This is a genomic window from Actinomycetota bacterium, from assembly GCA_013152275.1.
GTDB lineage: Bacteria > Actinomycetota > Acidimicrobiia > Spongiisociales > UBA4744 > BMS3Bbin01.
Window position 1 is genome coordinate 56,080 of the sequence record JAADGS010000092.1, and the last position, 21,272, is coordinate 77,351.

Genomic DNA, 21,272 nt, shown 5'->3' on the forward strand with positions numbered 1-21,272 from the left:
GGCCCGTGGCCGGCACGCTCAGCTCAACGCCTTGCCGACCAGGTACCCGGAGTTTCCTCCCAGCCCCGGCCCCGGATGTGTCGACGCGCCGATGTGGAAGACGTTCTTGATCGCCGTGCGATGCCCCCGACTACCGGGAAACGGTCGCCAGAGGAGGAACTGATCGATCGTGCACGACCCCGAGTAGGGGTCGCCGCCGACGAGGTTCACATTGAGCGACTCGAGGTCCGCCGGCGAGAATGTCCGGCGGCCGACGACGATCTCATCCAGGTTCTCGATGTGCTCGGCGAGCCGTGCCTGGATGCGGTCGGCGTACGCCTCGCGCACCTCCACGTTCCACCGGCCATCGGCCGGAACGTCGATCTCCCCGGCAGCATCCCCGTCGATCTTCGAGGGCAGCTCCTGGAGCTGGATCCACAGGACCGCACCGCCCTGCGGCGCCCGCGAAGGATCCAGTACCGTCGGCTGCCCGACGACGACCGTCGCACGGGCCGGGAGTAGCCCGCGTTCGGCTTCGTTCACCGCTCGGGAGACCCCATCGAGCCCGTCGGTGAGATGCACCAGGGCGACGCTGCCCATCTCCGGGTCCGACCACACGGGCGACGCGCCGAGCGCGAAGTGGATCTGCATGGCGGCCCTGCCGTACCGGTAGGCGCGAGCCGACCCGGCGACCGCCTCCGGGACGACTTCCGAGGGAAGAAGGCGCCCATAGAGCTGCGTGGGCGTGACGTTGCATACCACCGCATCTCCGGCCTCGTAGACGTCCCCGTCGACCGTGCGCACACCGCCGGCCTTCCCGCCGACGAGAAGGACTTCCGCAACCTCCACGCCGGTCCGCATCACCCCGCCCCGCTCCTCGACCATGGAGCGGAAGACCTCGGTGATCCGTTCACTTCCACCGACCACGACGGGGAGGCCGCCCATCTCGAGGGCGGCGATGATGATCTTGCCGATGAGACCCGAGAACGCCTGGTCCGGCCCGAGCCCGTTGTGAAGAACCCACGGAGCGATGAGAGCCCGCACCGTCTCGGACCGGATATCGCGCTCCAGCCACGCCCGGCAGGTCTCGAGCCCCTCACCAAAGAACGCTGCGACCCCCTTCACACTCCGGCGTCGCGCCTCCTTCATGAGAAGCTTCGCCGTCGAACGCGACCAGATCTCATTCCCGAGGAGACCAAAGGAGATCGCGGCGTCCCGTTCGAGGAACCTGTCCATCGCAGCCGCGAAACGGTCCCCGTCGCCGTCGCCGGCATCGTTCATGCGGCGAACGTTCTCGGCCCGGTCCGTTCCAAAGACGAGGCTGCGGCCATCGGGGAGCAGAACCCCGGTCGGCGTCGTCGTGTTCTCCAAGACGAGCCCCCTGTCATGGAGCTCCTCACCGAGCTCCGCGTAGGCGGGGCCGCCGGTGAACAATGGGTACCACGACGAAAGGACGTCGTGGCTGAAGCCGGGAAAGAGCTCCTCGGTCCGGATGCAGCCGCCGAGGCGCTCGTTGCGTTCGAGCACCGCGACCCGCTTCCCCGCCCGTGCGAGAATCGCCGCGCATACCAGCGAGTTCATCCCGCTGCCCACGATGACGATGTCGTACCGGTCAGCCATGCGTCCTCCCGTTCCCTCGGTTCTCCACCAAGAACGTCACCCATCGCCCGAGTCCCGCCGTGACGGCCCCCGAGGGGGTCGGGCTCACAGAACACGAACGAACTCGACCGCCCGGCTTCTCCGACGACCGTGCAACGATCTGCATCGAGGACACCCCAGGATCGGCGTGTCCCTCTCGACGTCCGGCGAACGACCTGCCGTGTCGCGATGCCGGCCCACCGGTCACGACGACGGAGCCGCCACAGAACCCGAAAGACCTGTGTCGGACGCGCCGCATGGGCGGCTCATTCGTCCTCGGAGGCCTCGGTCGCACGCTTCGCCTCGGCCTCCCGAAGCCGCTCGATCGCCGCCTCGAACGTGTGACGCAAGTGCACCTCGAGGGCCTTCGCCGCCGCCTCCGGGCGATGCTGGCGGCACGCCTCGACGATCTGGCGATGCTCCTCGATCCGATCCTCTATCGTCCCTCGGACCGGCAGGGACAGCCGCCGGTACCGTTCGCTGTTGTCCCACATCATGGGGATGAGTCGAAGCAGCCACTTCGATCCGGAAGCCTCGTACAAGAGGTAGTGGAGCTGCTCATGAATGTCGTGGGCGGACAGCGGATCGTTCGGAGCCAGCGCGGCGTACCGTTCGAGGAGATCCTCCGCCTCGTCGAGTTTGTCATCTTCGATCTTCTCTGCGGCGAACGCGATGGCGACGCCTTCGAGCGCCTGCCGGATCGTGTACGTCTCCTCGAGATCCTGGGCGGACATCTCGGCCACATGGGTACCGCGATGAGGTGTCCGTTCGACGAGGCCGCTTCGCTCGAGATACCGCAGCGCCTCTCTGATCGGGACGGAGCTCATCGAAAGGGCCTCCACCTGCTCCTGCAGTCGGATGGGACTCCCTGGGGGAATCTTGCCCGAGATGATCAATTCTTTGAGTTCGGCCAACGCCACATCGGCCAGAGTCCGAACCCCTCGATAGTCTGCCACCGCCATCTAGCTTCCCTCCTGAGCGATCGGACCACGACAGCCCTTCATCGGCACGATCTCCACCGACATCACGGTGAAGCGACCGGACGATCACGACCTTGCGACGCCGCCACCGGACGTTCTCCGGCCCGAAGCCGGGCCGGCTCGATGCTCGACGGGTGAACGGACGACCGGAGCGGCGCTGCACGGCCGATCCTCCTCCGAGGATGCAGCCGCACACGACCCGACGGCACCGCCGGCCTCTCGTTCACCATACGCATCTTCCCTCCTGCGGCCGTGGTCACAATGTCGTAAGTGACCGCTCTGCGGCACCGAAGAATTCCGCCAAGATCATCTCGGCCTTTTTCTGGATGGTACTCGCACCCATCGTGGCGACCGTCCCAAGGACCTTGTACTCCCCCGAGACGTGGATCAACGTCCCGTCCTCCGTCGGATCGAGTCGCAGCTCCGCCTCCACGCTGATGTGCGTGTTCACGTGTCGATCCTGCCCTTCGGCATGGAAGCGAATCCGGCGCCCTTCCTCGAGTTCGACGACCTTCACGGAGAGATCCGCCTTCAGGTTGAACATACCGAACCGGTCCGCAAGGACCGCCTCGTAGGAGGACAGGTGCTCCAGCTCGACGACCCCGCTGATCAGCGACACCCATCCGGCAACTTTGTCGACGTCGATCAGTACCGGCCAGCACACCTCCGCGGGCGCTCCGACGCGGATCGAACGTTCGAAGTTTGCACTCGGCATGACTCAGCCCACACTCTCGCGAGAGATGACCGTCACACCACGGCCCAGATCGGTTCCGAAACCCCGCAACAGCCCGTACACGCGTTCGGGCGGATTGAAGGAGTCCTCGACGATCCGAGAGGAGTCGTCGAGAGCGTCATTGATGGCCGAAGAGATCGTGTGCAAAGGCGCGCCACCGCCTTCTCCCATGCCCTTGGCGCCGGTCCCCGTGAACGGTGAAGGCGACTCCAGGTAGTCCGTGGCGATCGGTGGTACGTCTACCGCCCTCACCGCGTGGTAGTGGAGGAAGTTGGCGTTGAGGAGCTGCCCGTCCTCGTCGTATTCCAGCGACTCTTGCAGCGCCGCCCCGATTCCCTGAGCCGTTGCCCCATGGACCTGACCTTCGACGATCAGCGGATTGATTCTCGTACCGCAGTCGTCCACGGCGGCATATCGGAGGATCTCGACTTTCCCGGTCTCCTCGTCTATCTCGATCACGCACGCGTGGATCTGTATTGCGTACGTCAAGGTCAGATTCCCGAACTTGCGGTCGAGATCCGGCACTTCGAACGGCGGCACATAGTTGTACCGGCAGTTCAGCGTGACACGCTCCAGGAGATCCGCCGGCAGGCCGGCGTTGTTCGAATAGATCATGTTGGCGATGCCGATGAACGGGATCATCGCATCGTGATTGTCGATGACCCGAGCGTTGCCGTCCACCAATTCGATCTCATCCGGCGGCACGCCCAGTGCAACTGATGCGACATCGAGGATCTCGCCCCGAAGCTTCTCCACCGCCCCGATCACGGCGTTGATGCCCGTCACGGCGAACTGGCTGGCGTAGGTGCCGGAGAACCCGACGTAGGCGCTCCTCGACTGGTCGAATCCGGGGAACACGTGCACCTGGTCGGGTGCCATGCCCAGGACGTCGGCTGCGACCTGCGCCGCGGTCGTCTCGTGGCTCTGCCCCTGCGGCGTCGTCCCGATGGCGATCGTGACTTCTCCATAGAGGTCGAGCCGCGCGATCGCCGCCTCTCCGTTGCCGGAGAATGGAAGGTCCTTGTTGATGATGCGCGCCTGACCAAAGTTGTTGGTGCCCGAGTCGAGCGTGCTCCCGATGCCGATGCCGATTCGCTTGCCGGTCCCGCGGGTCGTTGCCTGAAGCTCGCGAGCCTCCGGGTAGTCGATCAGTTCCAGCACCCTCTCCAGCGCACGCGGGAGGTCACCCGAGTCGTACACACACCCGTTCGGTGTCTCATACGGGTAGTCCTCGGGCTGGACGTAGTTCAGCTTGCGGATCTCGACCGGGTCGAAGGACAGTTCCTTCGCCACGACATCGATGATGCGCTCGAGCATCCACAGATGCTGATGCCTCGAATACCCGCGGCTCGGCACCGTCGGACACTTGTTGGTGAGGCTCTGTGAGTAGTTGATGTCGAAATGCTTCATCGTGTAGCAGCCCGGCACCACCTGGCTCCAGATGACCGCTCCGAGCGGTTCGTAGTGAAGGTATGCGCCGCCGTCGTCCACCACGCGTGCACGAACGCCGAGAATCCTTCCATCGGCCATCACCGGCACCTCGATGTCGAGGAACCAGCGTTCATTCCCGTGTCCGGCCGACTGAAAGTGCTCCGTGCGTGTCTCGGTCCACTTGACCGGACGGCCCGCCTTGCGCGACAGCAACGCCAGCGCACCGGTCTGGGTATAGATGTTGATCTTGATGCCGAATCCGCCTCCGATGTCCTGGGACCGGAAATCGAACTGATCGATCCCCACACCCAACGAAGGGCCGATCACCATGGCACCGAACAGCGGCATCTGATTGTTCGAGATCACCTCGATGCGGTCGGTGCCGGGATCCCAGTTGATCACCACACCGAAACACTCGAGGGGAGCCGCCGAGAATCGGTGGAAGTGCAGCTTGTCGATCTTGACGACGTGATCCGCATTCTCGAGAGCCCAGTCGATGTCGCCGTAGACATAGTCGCCTTGCCAGGAGATGTTCGAACCGATCGACTCGTGGAGGATCGGTGCGTCCGGCTCCTGGGCGGCCGGCGCGTCCGTGACGACCGGCAGCTGCTCGTATTCGACCTCGACGAGATCGGCCGCATCCCGGGCGACCTCCCTCGATTCGGCCAGAACCAGTGCGACCGGGTCGCCTTGATAGCGCACCTTGTCGACCGCGAGAAGGTACTCCTCGAGCTTTCCCCCCGGTTCGGACGCTATCTGGAACAGGGGCGTGGTCATCGCCTTGACTTCGTCGCCGGTCAGCGTGGCGTACACACCGGGCATCGCCTCCGCCGCCGACGTGTCGACCGAGATGATGCGGGCGTGGGCGAACGGGGAACGAACGAACTGCGCATACCCCATTCTGCGCATGCCCTCATCGTCCACGAACGAGCCCTTGCCCTCCAACAACCTGCGGTCTTCTTTTCGTGGATAGCTCTGGCCAAGCCATGTCTTGCGATCTTGCTGAACACCACTCGTGGTCATGCCTCCACCCTCCTTCCGGCCTTACTGGCGTCACGGACGGCCTCGACGATGTGCATGTAGCCGGTGCACCGGCAGATGTTTCCGCTGATGCCTTCCCGAATCTCCTCATCGGAGGGGGAAGGATTGCGCTCGAGGAGGAACTCGCTGCTCATCAACATCCCGGACGTGCAGTAGCCGCATTGCAGTGCGTGGTGCTCGTGGAATGCCTCCTGCAGGGGGCTCAACTCGCCGTCCGAGGCCAGGGATTCGACGGTCTCGATCTCGGCGCCATCCGCCTGAACCGCAAGCATCATGCAGCTCTTGATCGTCACACCGTTGTAGCGGATGGTGCAGGCACCACAGTGACCGGTATCACATCCGATCTTCGGGCCTCTGAGACCCAGATCGTCGCGAAGGACGTGGATGAGCAGTCGGCGGGCCGAAACCGTGCAACTGACCTCCTCTCCGTTCAGGACGAAGTTGATTTCGTGAATCATCCCATCGCTCATGTCAACTGCCTCCCTCATCGATGGCAGCAAGCACCGCCCTCTTCGTCACGACCGGAATCATCGCTCGCCGGTAATCGGCGCTCGCGTCCGGATCGCTCATCGGCTCCAATCCTTCGGCGGCATCGGAAGTTGCGGCCGAGACCGATTCCTCGTCGGTGCCACCGCCTCGAAGTGCATCCTCGACCGCCCGCCGGCGGACCGGAACCGGAAGGCATGCGACGACCACCACGGCGTCGTCGATGCGATCTCCCGTCGTTCGGACCACGGCAACCGCCCGGGCGACGGCCTCACCAATCTCGATATCGACGTACCCGACCCCTGCGTCGCCGATGGGTGGCACGATCACCGACCTGAGCACCTCGCCCGGCTGAAGATCCGTGACGTAGAAGCCGGTGATGAATCGTTCCGCGGGCACCGAACGCTCCCCGTCGGGCCCGATCAGCCGCATGGTCGCTCCCAGGGCGACAAAGAGCGGCGGGAAATTGTTGATCGGGTCGGCGTGGCACACGTTGCCTCCGATCGTGCCCCGATCTCGCACCTGCTGGTCGACCGTGCGTGCCGCGACCTCGGCGATGATCTTGTGGCCGGCGGCCACTTCCTCGGAGTGGGCCACCTGGTCATAGGTCACTCCCGCTCCGATCTCGATGGAACCGTCGTCGAGCCTCCGAATCTCTTGCAGTTCGGCCAGCCGGCTGATGTCGACCAGCATCTCGACCCGAGCCGCCCGAAGCTTGAGGACGCTGATGAGGCTCTGCCCGCCTGCAAGGACCCTGGCTCCGGGATTCTCCGCAAGGACCCGAACCGCCTCATCGAGGCTCGTCGGCCGCTGGTAGGCGAGAGGAGCGAGAATCATGATCCGACCTCACCGATCGCGTGTCCCTCGATTCGTGACATGGGCTCCTCTCTTTCCTCTCCGTCGGTGACGACACCGAACGTGACTTCACGTTCCGACTCGACATCGCGGACGAGGCGCGTACCTCGACCTGCGAACCGAGACTGCCGACATCATATTTGATATCTGATAAGACCCGTCTTGGTGACGAGTATAGAACCAACGATCGAGCTGTGCTCAGACCTTGATCCGGGACGACAAACGAGATCTCCTGGAGTGCGCCGCAAGGATGCCGCTTCCGGCCAAGAGGCCCGAACCGGCTCCCACTCCGGCGCCCGGCCAGGTGCTCGCACCGCACATCCACAAACGCTCGACGGGAGTCTTGTACCGGCTCCAGCCCGCCATCGGCCGAAGGAACAGGTACTGCATGAGATGGTGGCTGCCGGAGAGCGAGTCGCCCCCGACGAGGTTCGCGTCCGCCGCCTCGAGATCGGCGGGCGACAGGACCGCACGTCCCAGCACACGCTGGCCGAGCCCGGGCGCGTACGACTCGAGTATCGACATCACCCGATCGGCGTACGGTTCCTTCGCCTCGGCCCACGATGTCGTGTCGATCTCGCCGAGTGCGTCACGCCGGATCTGTCCGGGGACCATGCGGACCTGCACCCACAGGACATGCTTCCCCGCCGGGGCGCGGCTCGGATCGACGACGGTCGGCTGACCGACGACGAGCGTAGGCGTCTCCGGGAGCAGACCCGCCTGCACCCGCTGATAGGCCAGCGCCATGTCGTCGACGTACGGACCGATGTGCACGTACGCGTAGTCGGCGGTCTCATCATTCCGCCACGGCGCGGGCCCGTCCATGGCGAGATGGATCATCATGGTTCCCGGCCCATATCGGTACGCGGCCGCCTGCCTACGAAGCCGATCCGGCAGATCGACGTCGCGTAGAAGCCGGCCGAACAGGGCGGTCGGCGTCAGATTCGCCAGGACCGCACGTCGACAGGTGAGCCGTTCGCCGGTCGTCAGCACCACCCCGGAGGTCTTGCCGCCTTCCACGAGGATGCGATCCACTTCGGCGTCGCAGCGCAGCGTCCCCCCTCGCGCCTCCAGCAGTGAGACCATGGCATCGATCATGTTCCCTGCGCCTCCCCGGCCCAGCACCATGCCATTGGCGAACGATGCCATCGATTCGAGGAACGGGAAGAGCGCACCTCCCGACACGTCGGGGGCAAAGTCCAGATGCATCCCCCAGCTCGCGCACAGCGCCTGGACCTCCGGCGTGCCGAAGCGCTCCTCGACGAACTCGCGCGGAGACTGGAACACCAGTCTCGTGAGATCGCCGGGCCACGATCGACCCAAGGCTCGCGTGCCCTTCAGGAGCGCACGGACCGCCCGGACGGACGGGAGCGGAGTCGCCAGCAGGGGAAACAGGTGCGGTGCCACACGCGAAAACCATTCGGACAGCTCGAACCAGGCGTCGGCGTCATCGGCGGAGAACGCGGCGATCGATGCTCTCGTGGCGTCCCTGTCCGTGCTGATCCCCAGAAACCGGCCATCCGGAAACGCCGACGAGAACGGCCGATCGCAGGCAACGAAGGACAATCCATGGTCGGCCAGCTCGGCACCGTATCGGGCGAAGAAAGGCGATCCGGCGAAGAGATTGAGATTGGTGGCGAACAGATCGTGACGGAACCCCGGGAGCGTGACTTCCTCCGTCCGCACCGCTCCCCCGGCAACCGAATTCCGTTCGAGCACCGTAACGTCCCAACCGGCGTCGGCAAGCACGATCGCTGCCGCAAGCCCGTTGTGTCCTGCCCCGATCACCAGCGCGTCATTCATCCGCAACAGCCTCCAACCACGGAATCTCCACTATTCGTGCCGACACCTTACCCGTGCAGCCGCCCCTCGTCCGGGCGCGACATCGCGCCTCCCGCACGACTGTCCAGTCGCTTCGTGTACACCGGCCGCTCCCCACAGACCGATGCCGGGCACCCTCCCGAAAGCCTGCGCGCCGGGCATCCTGATGCATCGCCGACGTGCGTCGGAGGCCCGGCACGGGATACGAGGCACGTCCATACGCGAGCAAGGCGCACGACCGTCGATCGGCACGGATGGACCCCCACCGTTCGTCGGGAAGTCCCCTCACCGCCCCCACCACCTCCGAACGGTGCCGCCGGCGGCTCATCGCCGATGCGTAACGTGGCCGTGACGGACGGCATCCGCATCGGTACCGCTATCCTGGCTGGCGACTCGACCGGACATCGTCTGTCGCGTGCCATGACATATCCGACAGTCCCCGGTCGAGACGCTGCACGATGAGGAGGCCAAGACGTGGAGCACGAAGTTGCGACACTCGACGGCAATGAGGCTGCCGCCTACATAGCCCACAAGACGAACGAAGTCATCGCCATCTACCCGATCACGCCATCATCTCCGATGGGCGAACACGCAGACGCGTGGTCGGCGAAAGGCAAAACCAACATCTGGAATCAGATCCCCGAGGTCGTCGAGATGCAGAGCGAAGGGGGAGCCTCCGGAGCGGTCCACGGATCACTCCAAGGTGGCGCTCTCACAACGACGTTCACCGCCTCGCAGGGCCTCCTGCTGATGATCCCCAACATGTTCAAGATCGCCGGGGAGCTCCTCCCGGCAGTCTTCCACGTTGCAGCCCGGTCGGTGGCGACCCACGCCCTCTCGATCTTCGGCGACCACAGCGACGTGATGGCGACGAGGGGCACCGGATTCGGGATGATGGCATCGGCGTCCGTCCAGGAAGTTCACGACTTCGCGCTCATCTCCCAGGCGGCGACCCTCGCCTCCCGAGTCCCGATCGTCCACTTCTTCGACGGCTTCCGCACCTCCCACGAGATCAACAAGATCAACATCATCTCCGACGACATCATCCGCGAGATGATCGACGACGATCTGGTTCGCGCCCACCACGAACGCCGTCTGAACCCCGAACACCCCGTTCTGCGAGGATCCGCGCAGAACCCGGACGTGTTCTTCCAGGCCCGCGAGGCGGCCAACCCCTTCTACATCGATGCGCCCGACCATATGCAACGGGCGATGGACAGATTCGCGGAGTTGACGGGACGCTCCTATCACCTGTTCGACTACTTCGGCGCACCGGATGCGGAGCGGGTCGTCGTCCTCATGGGATCGGGTGTCGGAGCGGTCCGCGAGACCGTCGACAAGCTCACCGCCGCCGGGGAGAAGGTCGGCGTCGTCGCCGTACGCGTCTATCGGCCGTTCTCCGCCGCAGCCTTCGTCGCAGCGGTCCCGGGCACCACCAAGACGATCGCCGTGCTCGACCGCACGAAAGAACCCGGTGCGGTCGGAGAGCCCCTCTATGTCGATGTCGTCACGGGCCTTGCCGAGGAGCACGCTGCCGGGCGAACCGCATGGGACCGGATGCCCACGATCATCGGAGGCAGATACGGCCTGTCCTCCAAAGAGTTCTCTCCTGCGATGGTTGCCGGAATCTTCGAAGAGATGGCCAAGGACGAACCGAAGAATCACTTCACGGTCGGCATCGTCGACGATGTCACGAACACCAGTCTCTCGGTCGTCGAGGGGTTCGACACCGAGCCCGAGGGCCGCATCGAGGCGGTGTTCTTCGGGCTGGGAAGCGACGGAACGGTCGGAGCATCGAAGAACTCCGTGAAGATCATCGGCACCAACACGCCGCTGCACGCCCAGGGCTACTTCGTGTACGACTCCCGCAAGGCCGGCTCGGTGACCGTCTCGCACCTCCGGTTCGACAAAGAGCCGATTCAGTCGACGTACCTGATCGAGAAGGCCAACTTCGTCGGCTGCCACCAGTTCGTCTTCCTCGAGAAGATGGGGGTGCTCGACCTGGCCGCCGACGGCGCGACGTTCCTCCTCAACAGCCCCTACGGGCCCGACGAGGTGTGGGACGAGATCCCCGAAGAGGTCCAGCGGCAGATCATCGACAAGCACCTCGAGTTCTACGTCGTCGACGGCTATCACGTCGCTCGCGAAGCCGGAATGCCCGGACGGATCAACACGGTGCTGCAGACGTGTTTCTTCGCCCTGTCGGGAATCCTCCCTCGTGAGCAGGCGATCAACGAGATCAAGACGGCGATCGCCAAGACCTACGGGAAGTTCGGCGAGTCGGTGCTCCAGAAGAACTACGCGGCCGTCGATGGGGCGCTCGATTCGCTCCATGAGGTGGCGGTGCCGGCCGAGGCGACCTCGGAGCTGCACATGCGCCCCCCGGTCCCCGAAGAAGCCCCCGATTTCGTTCAGAGGGTCACCTCGCTGATGTTGCAGGGCAAGGGTGATCTGCTGCCGGTGAGCGCGATGCCGGTCGACGGCACGTTCCCGACCGCGACCACACGCTGGGAGAAGCGCAATATCGCCGAAGAGATCCCGATCTGGGATCCGGACATCTGCATCGACTGTGCCAAGTGCGCCCTGGTCTGCCCTCACGCAGCCATCCGCATGAAGGTCTACGACCCGGCATTCCTCGAAGATGCGCCCGTCACGTTCAAATCGAAGGAGTGGCGGAGCCGTGATCTCCCCAACATGAGCATGACGATCCAGGTCGCTCCCGAGGATTGCACCGGGTGCGGCGTCTGCGTCGACATATGCCCCGCGAAGTCCAAGGAGATCGTCCGGCACAAGTCGATCAACATGCGGCCTCACATCGAACACGTCGAGGAGGAGATCATCAACTTCGAGTTCTTCCTCGAGATCCCGGAGATGGACCGCACGAAAGTCAAGGTCGACACGGTCAAGGGCTCGCAGATGCTGGAGCCGCTGTTCGAGTTCTCCGGCGCCTGTGCCGGGTGCGGTGAGACTCCCTACATCAAGCTGATGACCCAGCTCTTCGGGGATCGCACGGTGATCGCCAACGCGACCGGGTGCTCGTCGATCTACGGCGGGAACCTGCCGACGACCCCCTACTCGCAGAACGGCGACGGCCGCGGTCCTGCGTGGGCGAACTCCCTGTTCGAGGACAATGCGGAGTACGGGTTCGGCATGCGCCTGGCCCTCGACGCCGAGGTCTCTCAGGCTCGTTCGCTGGTCAAGAAGATGACCAAGGAGATCGGGCTGGAGCTGGCCCACGGGTTGCTCGAGGCAGACCAGTCCGACGAGGCGGGCATCGCAGCCCAGCGCGTACGGGTCGCCCAACTCAAGGAGCGGCTCGCGGCCATGGACTCGAACGATGCCAAGACGTTGCGCGTGATCGCGGACTCGCTGGTCACCCAGAGCGTCTGGATCGTCGGTGGAGACGGGTGGGCCTACGACATCGGTTTCGGAGGCCTCGACCATGTCCGGACGCAACGTGAACGTCCTCGTGCTCGACACGGAGGTCTACTCGAATACCGGCGGCCAGGCCTCCAAGGCGACGCCGCTCGGCGCCGTCGCGAAGTTCGCCGCATCGGGCAAGTCCGTCGGCAAGAAGGACCTCGGGATGATCGCGATGCAGTACGGGAACATCTACGTCGCACAGATCGCCATCGGAGCGAACAACATTCAGTCCGTCAAGGCGTTCAAAGAGGCGGAGGCCTTCAATGGGCCGTCGCTCATCATCGCCTACAGCCAGTGCATCGCCCACGGCATCGACATGGCCACCGGGATGTCGCACCAGACGGAGGCGGTGAACAGCGGGTTCTGGCCGTTGTTCCGATTCGATCCACGGAAGGCGGACCGCCGTCCGTTCAAGCTCGACAGCCGTAAGCCGTCCATCCCGTTCGAGGAATTCGCGGACAAGGAGGCACGCTTCGCAATGCTCAAGCGCACCAACCCCGAACGCGCGAAGATGCTCTTCGGCCTCGCACAAGAGCAGATCGAAGACCGCTGGTCCTACTATGAGCAGCTCTCCGGTATCGAGAGGAACTTCTCCGAGGAGGAGGCCGGCGTTTGACCGTGGACCTGCGCACCAGCTATCTGGGACTGGAACTGGCACATCCGATCGTGCCGTCGGCGTCTCCCGCGACGGGGACACTCGACGCTCTGCACAGGCTGGAGGCCGCAGGGGCCTCCGCGATCGTGCTCCCGTCTCTGTTCGAGGAACAGATCAAACACGAGGAAGCCGAGATCCAGCGGCTGGCGGAGTTCGCGGCCGAGAGTTTCGCCGAGGCGACGTTCGGATACTTCCCCGAGATGACGGACTACAACACGGGGCCGGGCCCGTATCTCAAACTCATACGAGACGCCAAGGCGACACTCGGGATTCCGGTCATCGCGAGCCTGAACGGATTCTCGGCGGGAGGATGGATCGCCTACGCGAAGAAGATCCAGGATGCCGGAGCGGATGCGCTCGAACTCAACATCTATTTCGTCCCCGGCGATCCCGCCGAGCCGGGGACGGCCGTGGAGCAGCAGTATCTCGAGCTCATCCAACAGTGCAGAGAGTCGGTCGAGATCCCGATCGCCGTCAAGATCGGACCGTATTTCAGTTCGGTCGCCAACATGGTGAGCCGGATCGTCGACGCCGGGGCGGACGGCCTGGTTCTGTTCAATCGTTACATGATGCCCGACGTCGATCTCGAGGCGTTGACCGTCACACCCGCGCTGCAGTTGTCCGACCCTTCCGAGCTGCGGCTGCCGCTGCGCTGGATAGCGCTTCTTCACGGCAAGGTGAACGCCTCGCTCGCCCTGTCGAGTGGAGTCCATTCCGCCCAGGATGCCCTGAAGGGCCTGTTGACCGGCGCGGACGTCACCATGATGACTTCGGCGCTCCTGGATCACGGTCCCGAGTATCTGACGACGGTCATCGATGGGGTCGCACAGTGGCTCCACGAGCACGAGTACGTCTCGGTCGAGCAGGCGAAGGGCTCCCTCAGTGAGCAGGCGGCCCCGGATCCCGAAGCATTCTCCCGGTCCAGCTACATGCAGACCCTCATCAGCTACACGGGTCCGGCGGTCTGACGTCACCGGGCGCGTGACCACTTTGCCGGATGTCCGATCAGGATGAGCTACGACGGTTCGTGATCACTCGGAAGCCCCGGGACCCGCCCCATCCCGTTCTCGTGACGGTTGACGAGGATTATTCCTGTGAAGCGTCACGAGAACGGGGATGTTGGGTCATCCCTCACCCGCGATCACGCTTCCTCACGACCTTGTTTCGACTTTCTCGGGTCGGATCGCCACACGACATAGGAGTACGGCACGCTGATCACGGTGATCCCGATCGGGCCGCCGATCACCAGCCACAGCATGACGCTCGGCCTGACGAAGGCTCCGACGAGCATCAACGCGCCGACGGCCATGAAGAGTTTCCCTGCGAGTCGATGCGTCTTGTTCCACGAGAGGTCACTCGTCAACGTCCATGGAGTCCGCACCCCCATCAGAAAGTTGCTCTTGACCTTCGGCAGGAAGTTTCCGATCACCACGAACATCACGCCGACGAGACCGAAAGCGATGAACGAGACATTGACCGTCCGCCCGACGGCGGTGAACACGATGGCGGCGTGGATTCCGCCGAGGAACAGGAGGAGGACTGCCCAGATCGCGAGAAACGCCTTCCCGGATTGGAGCAGATTGGTGCGACGCGGCTCGATCCTCGGCAGCACGGCGAACAGCGCGGCGACGCCCATCGTGACAAGCGGCATGAGGTAGAGACCTTCGAACCTTCCGCCGTACCGGTCGGGTGTGCCGTCGGGACCGAAGTGCACCGGGATCTGCGCACCCGCCGGTAGGCGTCCAGAAGCCCAAAGCGACAGGGCAAACATGGCCGCGACAATGAGCAGACTCCAGAGCATTCCCGTTCGAATCGTTCGCTTGTCGATCATGGCTCCCTCGCAATACCGAACACGTCGAGCAGCGCGAGGAGAGCCTCTTCGAGCACCGAGACGTTGAGCCGGTACACGATCGTCCTCCCCACCTTGCTTCCCTGGATGAGATCGGCGTCTCGGAGCACGTTGAAGTGACCGGACATGGTCGGCTTCGACAGATCGAAATGCTCCGCCAGCTCCCCCGCGGTCATGTCACGCTGCCGCAGCAGCTGCAGGATCCTCCTTCGGGTCGGATCCGACAGCGCCCGATACACCTTGTTTCTCATTTTGGTCATTGCCGAAACGATAGCGGACCGCCGTTGCCGGTGCCCACCCGGGCAACATGCACGCAGCAAGGATCACTTCACCGGATTCGTCAGTCCTGGCAGGTCGATCAGCTCCGGCGTCCAACCCGACTGCACCGGCTTGACGCGAATCCGGGCATCCACGATGGCGATGCCTTCGCCGGGGGCGAGGACCTTGACCGGGTTGAGATCCATCTCCGAGATCTCCGGAACCGCCTCAGACAGGGCCGACACCCGCAGGATGACCTGCTCGAGGGCGGGAACATCGACCGGAGGGTAGGAGCGATAGCCTTCGAGCAACTTGGCGGACTTGATGGAGCGCACCATCTCCGCCGCCTCGAGGTCCGTCACCGGATTGATCCTGAAGGCGACGTCGCCGACCAACTCGACGAGAATGCCGCCCATCCCGAACACGATGAGTGGCCCGAACGCCGGATCCTCGGTCATCCCTACCAACACTTCGAGACCGTCCTCGATCATCTCCTGGACCAGGACCCCCTCGGCATCGTCGACCAGCCCCATCAGGCGCCCAAATGTGTCCCGTACCGCCTTGTCGCCGTGGACGTCGAGCACGACCCCGCCGAAATCCGATTTGTGGACCGCAGAAGCCGACACGACCTTCATCGCCACGGACGAGCTCAACCCCTTGGCGAACTCGACCGCCTGATCCGGAGTCGTCGCGACCATCGAAGAGGGCAGGCAGAGACCGAACGCACCGAGGACCTCGCCGACCTCGGCCGGATCGAGCCATCCCCCATCGTCGCCGAACCGCTCGAGCGCCTTGTGAGCAATCGCCCGCGCATCGTCGGGCCGCGCATCGTCGAACACCGGCACCGTTCCCTCCGGTTTGACGAGCCACTCGCCATGGCGAATGACCCGGGCGAGCGCCACGGCTCCCGCCTCGGGGAACTGGTACGTCGGGATCCTGACGCGCTCATCCGCAAGCAGCTCGGCAGGGTTCTCCGCAGACATGAACACCGAGAGCAGCGTCTTGTCCCCTTTGTACTGCGCTCCGGCGTCTCGGACGACCTCGGCGATCGCCGGGCCGCCGCCCGGAGTTGCCGGGACGTAGCTGACGATCAGCGAATCGACCTCGTCGGAGCCCAACAGCGTCTCGATGCTGCGCCGGTATTCGTCGGGACCGGCGGTGGCGATCATGTCGACTGGGTTTCGCGTGGAAGCGTCGGTTGACAGCCCCTCCGCGAGCTTTGCACGCAGCTCGGGAGAGAACTCGGGTACGTCCAGCCCGTTCGATTCGAGCGCGTCGGCGGCGAGGATGCCCGGTCCTCCCGCGTTGGTGAGAATGCCCACGCGCCGCCCTTTCGGAATCGGCTGGTTTGCCAGGAGCACCGCCACGTCGAAGAGTCCCTCGAGTGTCGCCGTCCGGATGACTCCTGCCTGATGGAACAGCGCATCCACGGCGACGTCCACGGAGGCCAGCGCCCCCGTGTGACTGCTCGCAGCCCGAGTTCCCGCCTTGGTTCGTCCCGACTTGACCGCGATGATCGGCTTCTTGCGGGCGATGCGCCGGGCGAGGCGGCCGAAGCGCCGCGGGTTTCCGAACGACTCCAGGTACAGAACGATCACGTCGGTGTTGGGATCGCCTTCCCAGTAGAGCAGGAGATCGTTACCGCTGATGTCGGCTTTGTTGCCGACCGAGATGAAGGACGATATCCCGATGCTGTTTCTGACCGCGTAGTCCAGGATCGCGATTCCGAGAGCACCGGACTGGCTCGACATGGCCACATTGCCGGCAGGCGGAAACACCGGGGAGAACTGCCCGTTCACGGCAACCCTCGGATCGGTGTTGAGCAGACCCATGCAGTTCGGCCCGACCACCCTCATGCCGGCGGCTCGGGCCGTCTCCACGAGCTCACGTTCGAGTGCGGCTCCCTCCGGACCCACTTCGGAGAATCCGGCGGAGATGACCACAAGACCCCGCACCCCCTTCTCCGCACACTCCTTCACCGCCGGGATGACCAGCGGTGCCGGCACCACGATGAACGCCAGGTCGACCGGGTCCGGGATGTCGAGCACACTCTTGTACGCCCGAACCGAGTGCACGTAGGTTGCGGCCGGGTTCACAGGGTAGATCGGACCGGAGAACCTGCCGCTCAACAGGTTGTGGAACAGTCGGGCGCCGATCGAGTCTTCCTTGCGACTTGCACCGACCACGGTGATCGACCGGGGATAGAAGATGGGGTTCAACGACGCGGCGATGGCCCGCTTCTCGCGCTCCTCCTCCGCGGCCCGGGTTCCTTCGGATTGCGCGACGGGGAAGGTGACGCTGTAGACGCCCTCGTCCATGGTGCGCTCGATCTCGTAGCCGGAATGGCGGAACATCCGAATCATCTGGACGTTGTCGGGAAGCACGAGTGCCTTGAACCCTTTGAGGCCCGTGGTTCTCGCGTAGGCGGTCATCAGCTGCAACAGCTGCGTCCCGATTCCCCGGTTCTGGTGCGCGTCCACGACGGCGAAGGCGACCTCGGCCTGTGAGGGATCGTCCTCCTCCCGGTCGTAACGACCAACCCCGATCATCTTGTCATCGAGCAGAACCGCGAATGCCATCCGGTTGTCGTAGTCGACGTTGGTGAAGTACTCGAGCTCTCGTGGCGACAGATCTTCCTTGTCCTGAAAGAAGCGGAAGTACCGGGACCTCTGCCCCATGCTCTCGAAGAGATCGTGGAGCAGCTCCTTGTCGTCCGGGGTGATTGGCCTGATGTGGACGACACCACCATCTCGTAAAACGGCATCGACTTCGAATTCGGCGGGGTACTCGGCCATAAACCCTCCTTGTAGCCTTGATTCTGGCACGATCGGGGATTCGTACGGGTGACCACCGAATCGCGGGGACCCGTATCCCTCATCCGGCGGGACGGTATCGTTCGCTCAGTGAGTGCAGTCGTATTCCCCTTCAAGGACGAAGACCCCGAGGTGGTCACCCGAAACGTGCTCGCGGCCGCCTCCCACCCCAGGGTCACCGAGGTGACGTGTGTCGGACTCGACCGCAACGCCACGTTCGACATACTCGAGGAGATCGCCCCTGCCGTGCCCGACGCGAACGTCACGGTGATCCTTCAGCGTCGCGTAGGGTCGCTGCGGCCAGGCAAGGGCGACGCGATGAACACCGGCCTGCTCGCGTTCCTGGAGCGATCCGACGAGCAGCGCCTGCACTTCTACGACGCCGACATCACGAATTTCGATGCGGGCTGGATCGAGCAGGCGGAACAGGCTGCGGACACCGGGTTCGACGTCGTCCGGCACTTCTTCCCGAGAGCCTCGACGGACGCCATGATCACCTGGATGATCACGCGGGTCGGCTTCGCCGTCCTGTGGCCGGACACCGAACTTCCCCGCATCGGACAGCCCCTCGGCGGCGAGATGCTGCTCACCCGCGAGGCCGCCGAAGCCGTCGCATCGGATCGTCGTGTCCTGGCTCAGAGCGACTGGGGTGTCGACACGCTCTACACGTTCGCCATGGTCCAGCGCGAACGGCGCATGTACGAGACCTATGTGGCGTCGGGCAAGCAGCACCGCCTGTACGGTGGCCTCCAAGAGCTCGGGACCATGCTCGTCGAGTGTTTCGCCGCCGTGCAGACACTCCGGTACGAGGCGGTGCCGGTGGGGACACCCCACGTGATGGAGCCCGCCCGGCCGGCGACCGATGCGATCGCCACGAAGATCGGCTACGACGTCGATGCGACGCTCCCGCTGCTTGCATCCGGTTGGACGGAGCGCCAGGACGACCTGCTCGATGCGCTGCCGCCACGTGTCGCTCATGGCATGCGGGCAGCCCGCCAGTATCCGACCGTCGCCTTCATGGACGAGGACGCGTGGTACGAGACCTACCTGAGCCTGCTCTCGGATTTCGACGTATCCGATGCCGACTGGAGAAGGCTGCTGTTCAGACTCTGGGTGGCGCGCGTGTTGCAGTACACGTTCACCGAGGCGCTGCGCGGCCACGCGTCGGCCTCCGCGTACCTCGAAGCGATGGTCGAGCGGACGATCCACCGCTCGGCCCGCAAGGAATCGAGCCGTTAGCATCCCGCGCCATGGACGAAGTGATCTGGCAACCATCGCATCCTGAGGCAACCCGCCTGCACGAATTCATGCAGCGGCTCCCCCACCGTCCCTCCAGCTACGACGAACTGTGGGAATGGTCCATCTCGAACAGGGGCGATTTCTGGCAGGCGCAGTGGGAGTTCGCCGACGTCGTCGCGTCGGTCCCGCCATCCCGGCCGATCGGGCGCGAAGCCATGCCGGGGACGGAATGGTTCCCCGATGCGAGACTCAACTACGCGGAGAACCTGCTGCGCAGGAGCGACGACACCGTCGCCATCTACGCCGCGGGAGAGGGACGCACACTCGAACGGATCACATGGGCGGACCTCGCGCGTCGAGTCGCCCGGGTGCAGGCCGGCCTCGAAGCGCTGGGCGTGGGACCGGGAGACCGCGTCGCCGCGCTCATCCCCAACTCGGTGTTCGCGGTCGTCGGGCTGCTGGCCACCGCCGCGATCGGAGCGATCTGGTCGTCGTGCTCCCCCGACTTCGGTCCGCTCGGCGTCATCGACCGGTTCGGTCAGATCGAGCCGAAGGTGTTCATCACCGCAGACGGTTACCGGTACAACGGCAAGACCCATCTGCTCGCCGACACGGTGCGGGCGGTGACTGCGCAGCTTCCCGACCTGGAGCGGCTCGTCCTCATCGACTTCGTCGGCGAGCCGTGGAGCGTCGACGGGGTACCGACGATGACGTGGTCACAGCTCGAATCCGGAGATGCCACCGAGCCGCACTTCGCCCAGCTTCCCTTCGATCATCCGCTGCTCATCATGTACTCGTCGGGCACGACCGGACCTCCCAAGAGCATCGTCCACGGAGCCGGCGGCACCCTGCTCAAGCATCTGTCCGAGCATCAGCTGCACTCGGATGTGCGCAAGGGCGACGTGGTGTTCTGGTTCAGCACCTGCGGATGGATGATGTGGAACTGGCTCGTGACGGCGCTCGCCTCCGAAGCATCGATCGTCGTCTACGACGGCAGCCCGGCCCACCCCGATCTCGAGGTCCTCTGGAAGCTCGCGGAGAAGATCGGTATCACACATTTCGGCACGAGCCCGAAGTTCCTCTCGGCGAACGCCAACGCCGGCGTCGTACCGGGCGACATCGCCGACCTGTCCGCCGTGCGCTGGCTCGGCTCGACCGGCATGCCGCTGAATCCCGACCAGTTCGACTGGGTATACGCCAATGTGAAGGACGACGTCCAGCTCGCCTCGATCTCCGGAGGAACCGACATCATCGGGTGTTTCGCCCTCGGAGTGCCGATCCTGCCGGTGCGCCGCGGTCAGCTCCAGGCACGCGCGCTCGGGATGGCCGTGGAGTCCTGGGACGAGGAGGGAAAACCGCACATCGGCCGCAAGGGCGAACTCGTGTGCACCCAACCGTTTCCGTCGATGCCGGTGTCGTTCTGGAAAGATCCCGACGGGGCACGCTATCGCTCCGCGTACTTCGAGAAGTTTCCAGGAGTTTGGACGCATGGCGACTTCATCGAGATTCGCCCGCAGGGCGGCGTGATCATCTACGGCCGTTCGGACACGACCCTCAACCCTTCCGGCGTGCGGATCGGAACGGCCGAGATCTACCGGGCGGTCGAGCCCATGCCGGAGATCGATGACTCGATCGTGGTCGGGCATCAGACCCCCGACAACGTCGAGGTCGTCCTCTGCGTCAAGCTCGCACACGGAGTGACCCTCGACGATGCGCTGGAGCGCTCGATCAGAGACAGGATCCGCTCCGAGACCTCCCCGCGCCACGTCCCCACGTACATCTTCGCCGTGGACGCGATCCCCTACACGATCAGCGGCAAGAAGGTCGAGAAGGCAGTCCGCAACGCACTCGCGGGAGAGCCGGTCACCAACAAGGACGCCCTCGTCAATCCCGAATCGTTGGAACAATACGAGCACCTGCTCTGAGCGGGGCTACCGCGCCCACCGGCTCGGGGACACCCCCATCGGCCTCGGCTCGTTCCTCACCTCGGCCACTTCCCCCTGCTGGCTCCGGCTCCGCCGGCTCTGGAACACCCCCATCGGCCTCGGCTCGTTCCTCACCTCGGCCACTT

The 21,272-nt window shown here is 64.6% G+C and carries 13 protein-coding genes and 1 pseudogene; 4 read left to right on the forward strand and 10 right to left on the reverse strand.

Going from position 1 to position 21,272, the window contains the following annotated elements; all coding sequences use genetic code 11:
* Positions 1 to 18: 18 nt before the first annotated feature.
* The 7 genes from GXP34_14390 to GXP34_14420 form a co-directional block, all read right to left on the reverse strand.
* Positions 19 to 1,599 carry an NAD(P)/FAD-dependent oxidoreductase gene (locus GXP34_14390; protein NOY57156.1) on the reverse strand — a complete coding sequence of 527 codons (1,581 nt, stop codon included), beginning with the start codon at positions 1,597 to 1,599 and terminating at the stop codon, positions 19 to 21.
* A gap of 284 nt (positions 1,600 to 1,883) precedes the next feature.
* A complete protein-coding gene (locus GXP34_14395) occupies positions 1,884 to 2,579 on the reverse strand; it encodes a GntR family transcriptional regulator (GenBank protein NOY57157.1) in 696 nt (231 codons plus the stop codon).
* 274 nt (positions 2,580 to 2,853) lie between these two features.
* On the reverse strand, positions 2,854 to 3,312 hold the full coding sequence (locus GXP34_14400; protein ID NOY57158.1) for a hypothetical protein: 459 nt from the start codon (positions 3,310 to 3,312) through the stop codon (positions 2,854 to 2,856).
* Positions 3,313 to 3,315: 3 nt separating this feature from the next.
* A complete protein-coding gene (locus GXP34_14405) occupies positions 3,316 to 5,784 on the reverse strand; it encodes a xanthine dehydrogenase family protein molybdopterin-binding subunit (GenBank protein ID NOY57159.1) in 2,469 nt (822 codons plus the stop codon).
* Positions 5,781 to 6,260 carry a (2Fe-2S)-binding protein gene (locus tag GXP34_14410; GenBank protein ID NOY57160.1) on the reverse strand — a complete coding sequence of 160 codons (480 nt, stop codon included), beginning with the start codon at positions 6,258 to 6,260 and terminating at the stop codon, positions 5,781 to 5,783. Before GXP34_14410 ends, GXP34_14405 begins: the two co-directional genes overlap by 4 nt.
* A gap of 13 nt (positions 6,261 to 6,273) precedes the next feature.
* Complete coding sequence (locus GXP34_14415; protein ID NOY57161.1) at positions 6,274 to 7,125, reverse strand: xanthine dehydrogenase family protein subunit M; 852 nt, start codon at positions 7,123 to 7,125, stop codon at positions 6,274 to 6,276.
* Positions 7,126 to 7,341: 216 nt separating this feature from the next.
* Positions 7,342 to 8,946: an NAD(P)/FAD-dependent oxidoreductase gene (locus GXP34_14420; protein NOY57162.1), complete on the reverse strand. Its 1,605-nt coding sequence runs from the start codon at positions 8,944 to 8,946 to the stop codon at positions 7,342 to 7,344.
* A 597-nt stretch (positions 8,947 to 9,543) separates the two neighbouring features.
* Here GXP34_14420 and nifJ point away from each other — a divergent pair.
* Both nifJ and GXP34_14430 read left to right on the forward strand, forming a co-directional pair.
* Positions 9,544 to 13,003: pseudogene (gene nifJ, locus GXP34_14425) on the forward strand (pyruvate:ferredoxin (flavodoxin) oxidoreductase).
* A 2-nt stretch (positions 13,004 to 13,005) separates the two neighbouring features.
* Positions 13,006 to 14,010, forward strand: coding sequence for a dihydroorotate dehydrogenase-like protein (locus GXP34_14430; protein ID NOY57163.1), 1,005 nt, complete (start codon positions 13,006 to 13,008; stop codon positions 14,008 to 14,010).
* A 173-nt stretch (positions 14,011 to 14,183) separates the two neighbouring features.
* Here the strand turns inward: GXP34_14430 and GXP34_14435 are convergent, their stop codons facing one another.
* From GXP34_14435 to GXP34_14445, 3 genes are all read right to left on the reverse strand, one after another.
* Positions 14,184 to 14,873 (reverse strand): DUF1648 domain-containing protein, encoded by a 690-nt coding sequence (locus GXP34_14435; protein NOY57164.1) that lies wholly within the window; start codon positions 14,871 to 14,873, stop codon positions 14,184 to 14,186.
* Positions 14,870 to 15,142, reverse strand: coding sequence for a winged helix-turn-helix transcriptional regulator (locus GXP34_14440; GenBank protein ID NOY57165.1), 273 nt, complete (start codon positions 15,140 to 15,142; stop codon positions 14,870 to 14,872). Before GXP34_14440 ends, GXP34_14435 begins: the two co-directional genes overlap by 4 nt.
* A 72-nt stretch (positions 15,143 to 15,214) precedes the next feature.
* Positions 15,215 to 17,944 carry a GNAT family N-acetyltransferase gene (locus GXP34_14445; GenBank protein NOY57166.1) on the reverse strand — a complete coding sequence of 910 codons (2,730 nt, stop codon included), beginning with the start codon at positions 17,942 to 17,944 and terminating at the stop codon, positions 15,215 to 15,217.
* A gap of 108 nt (positions 17,945 to 18,052) precedes the next feature.
* Between GXP34_14445 and GXP34_14450 the strand changes: the two genes are divergently transcribed.
* Positions 18,053 to 19,201 carry a hypothetical protein gene (locus tag GXP34_14450; protein ID NOY57167.1) on the forward strand — a complete coding sequence of 383 codons (1,149 nt, stop codon included), beginning with the start codon at positions 18,053 to 18,055 and terminating at the stop codon, positions 19,199 to 19,201.
* Between the two features lie 11 nt (positions 19,202 to 19,212).
* The gene (locus GXP34_14455) at positions 19,213 to 21,126 is read left to right on the forward strand and encodes an acetoacetate--CoA ligase (protein ID NOY57168.1); all 1,914 of its coding nucleotides are present in this window, start codon (positions 19,213 to 19,215) and stop codon (positions 21,124 to 21,126) included.
* The last annotated feature ends 146 nt before the right edge of the window (positions 21,127 to 21,272 follow it).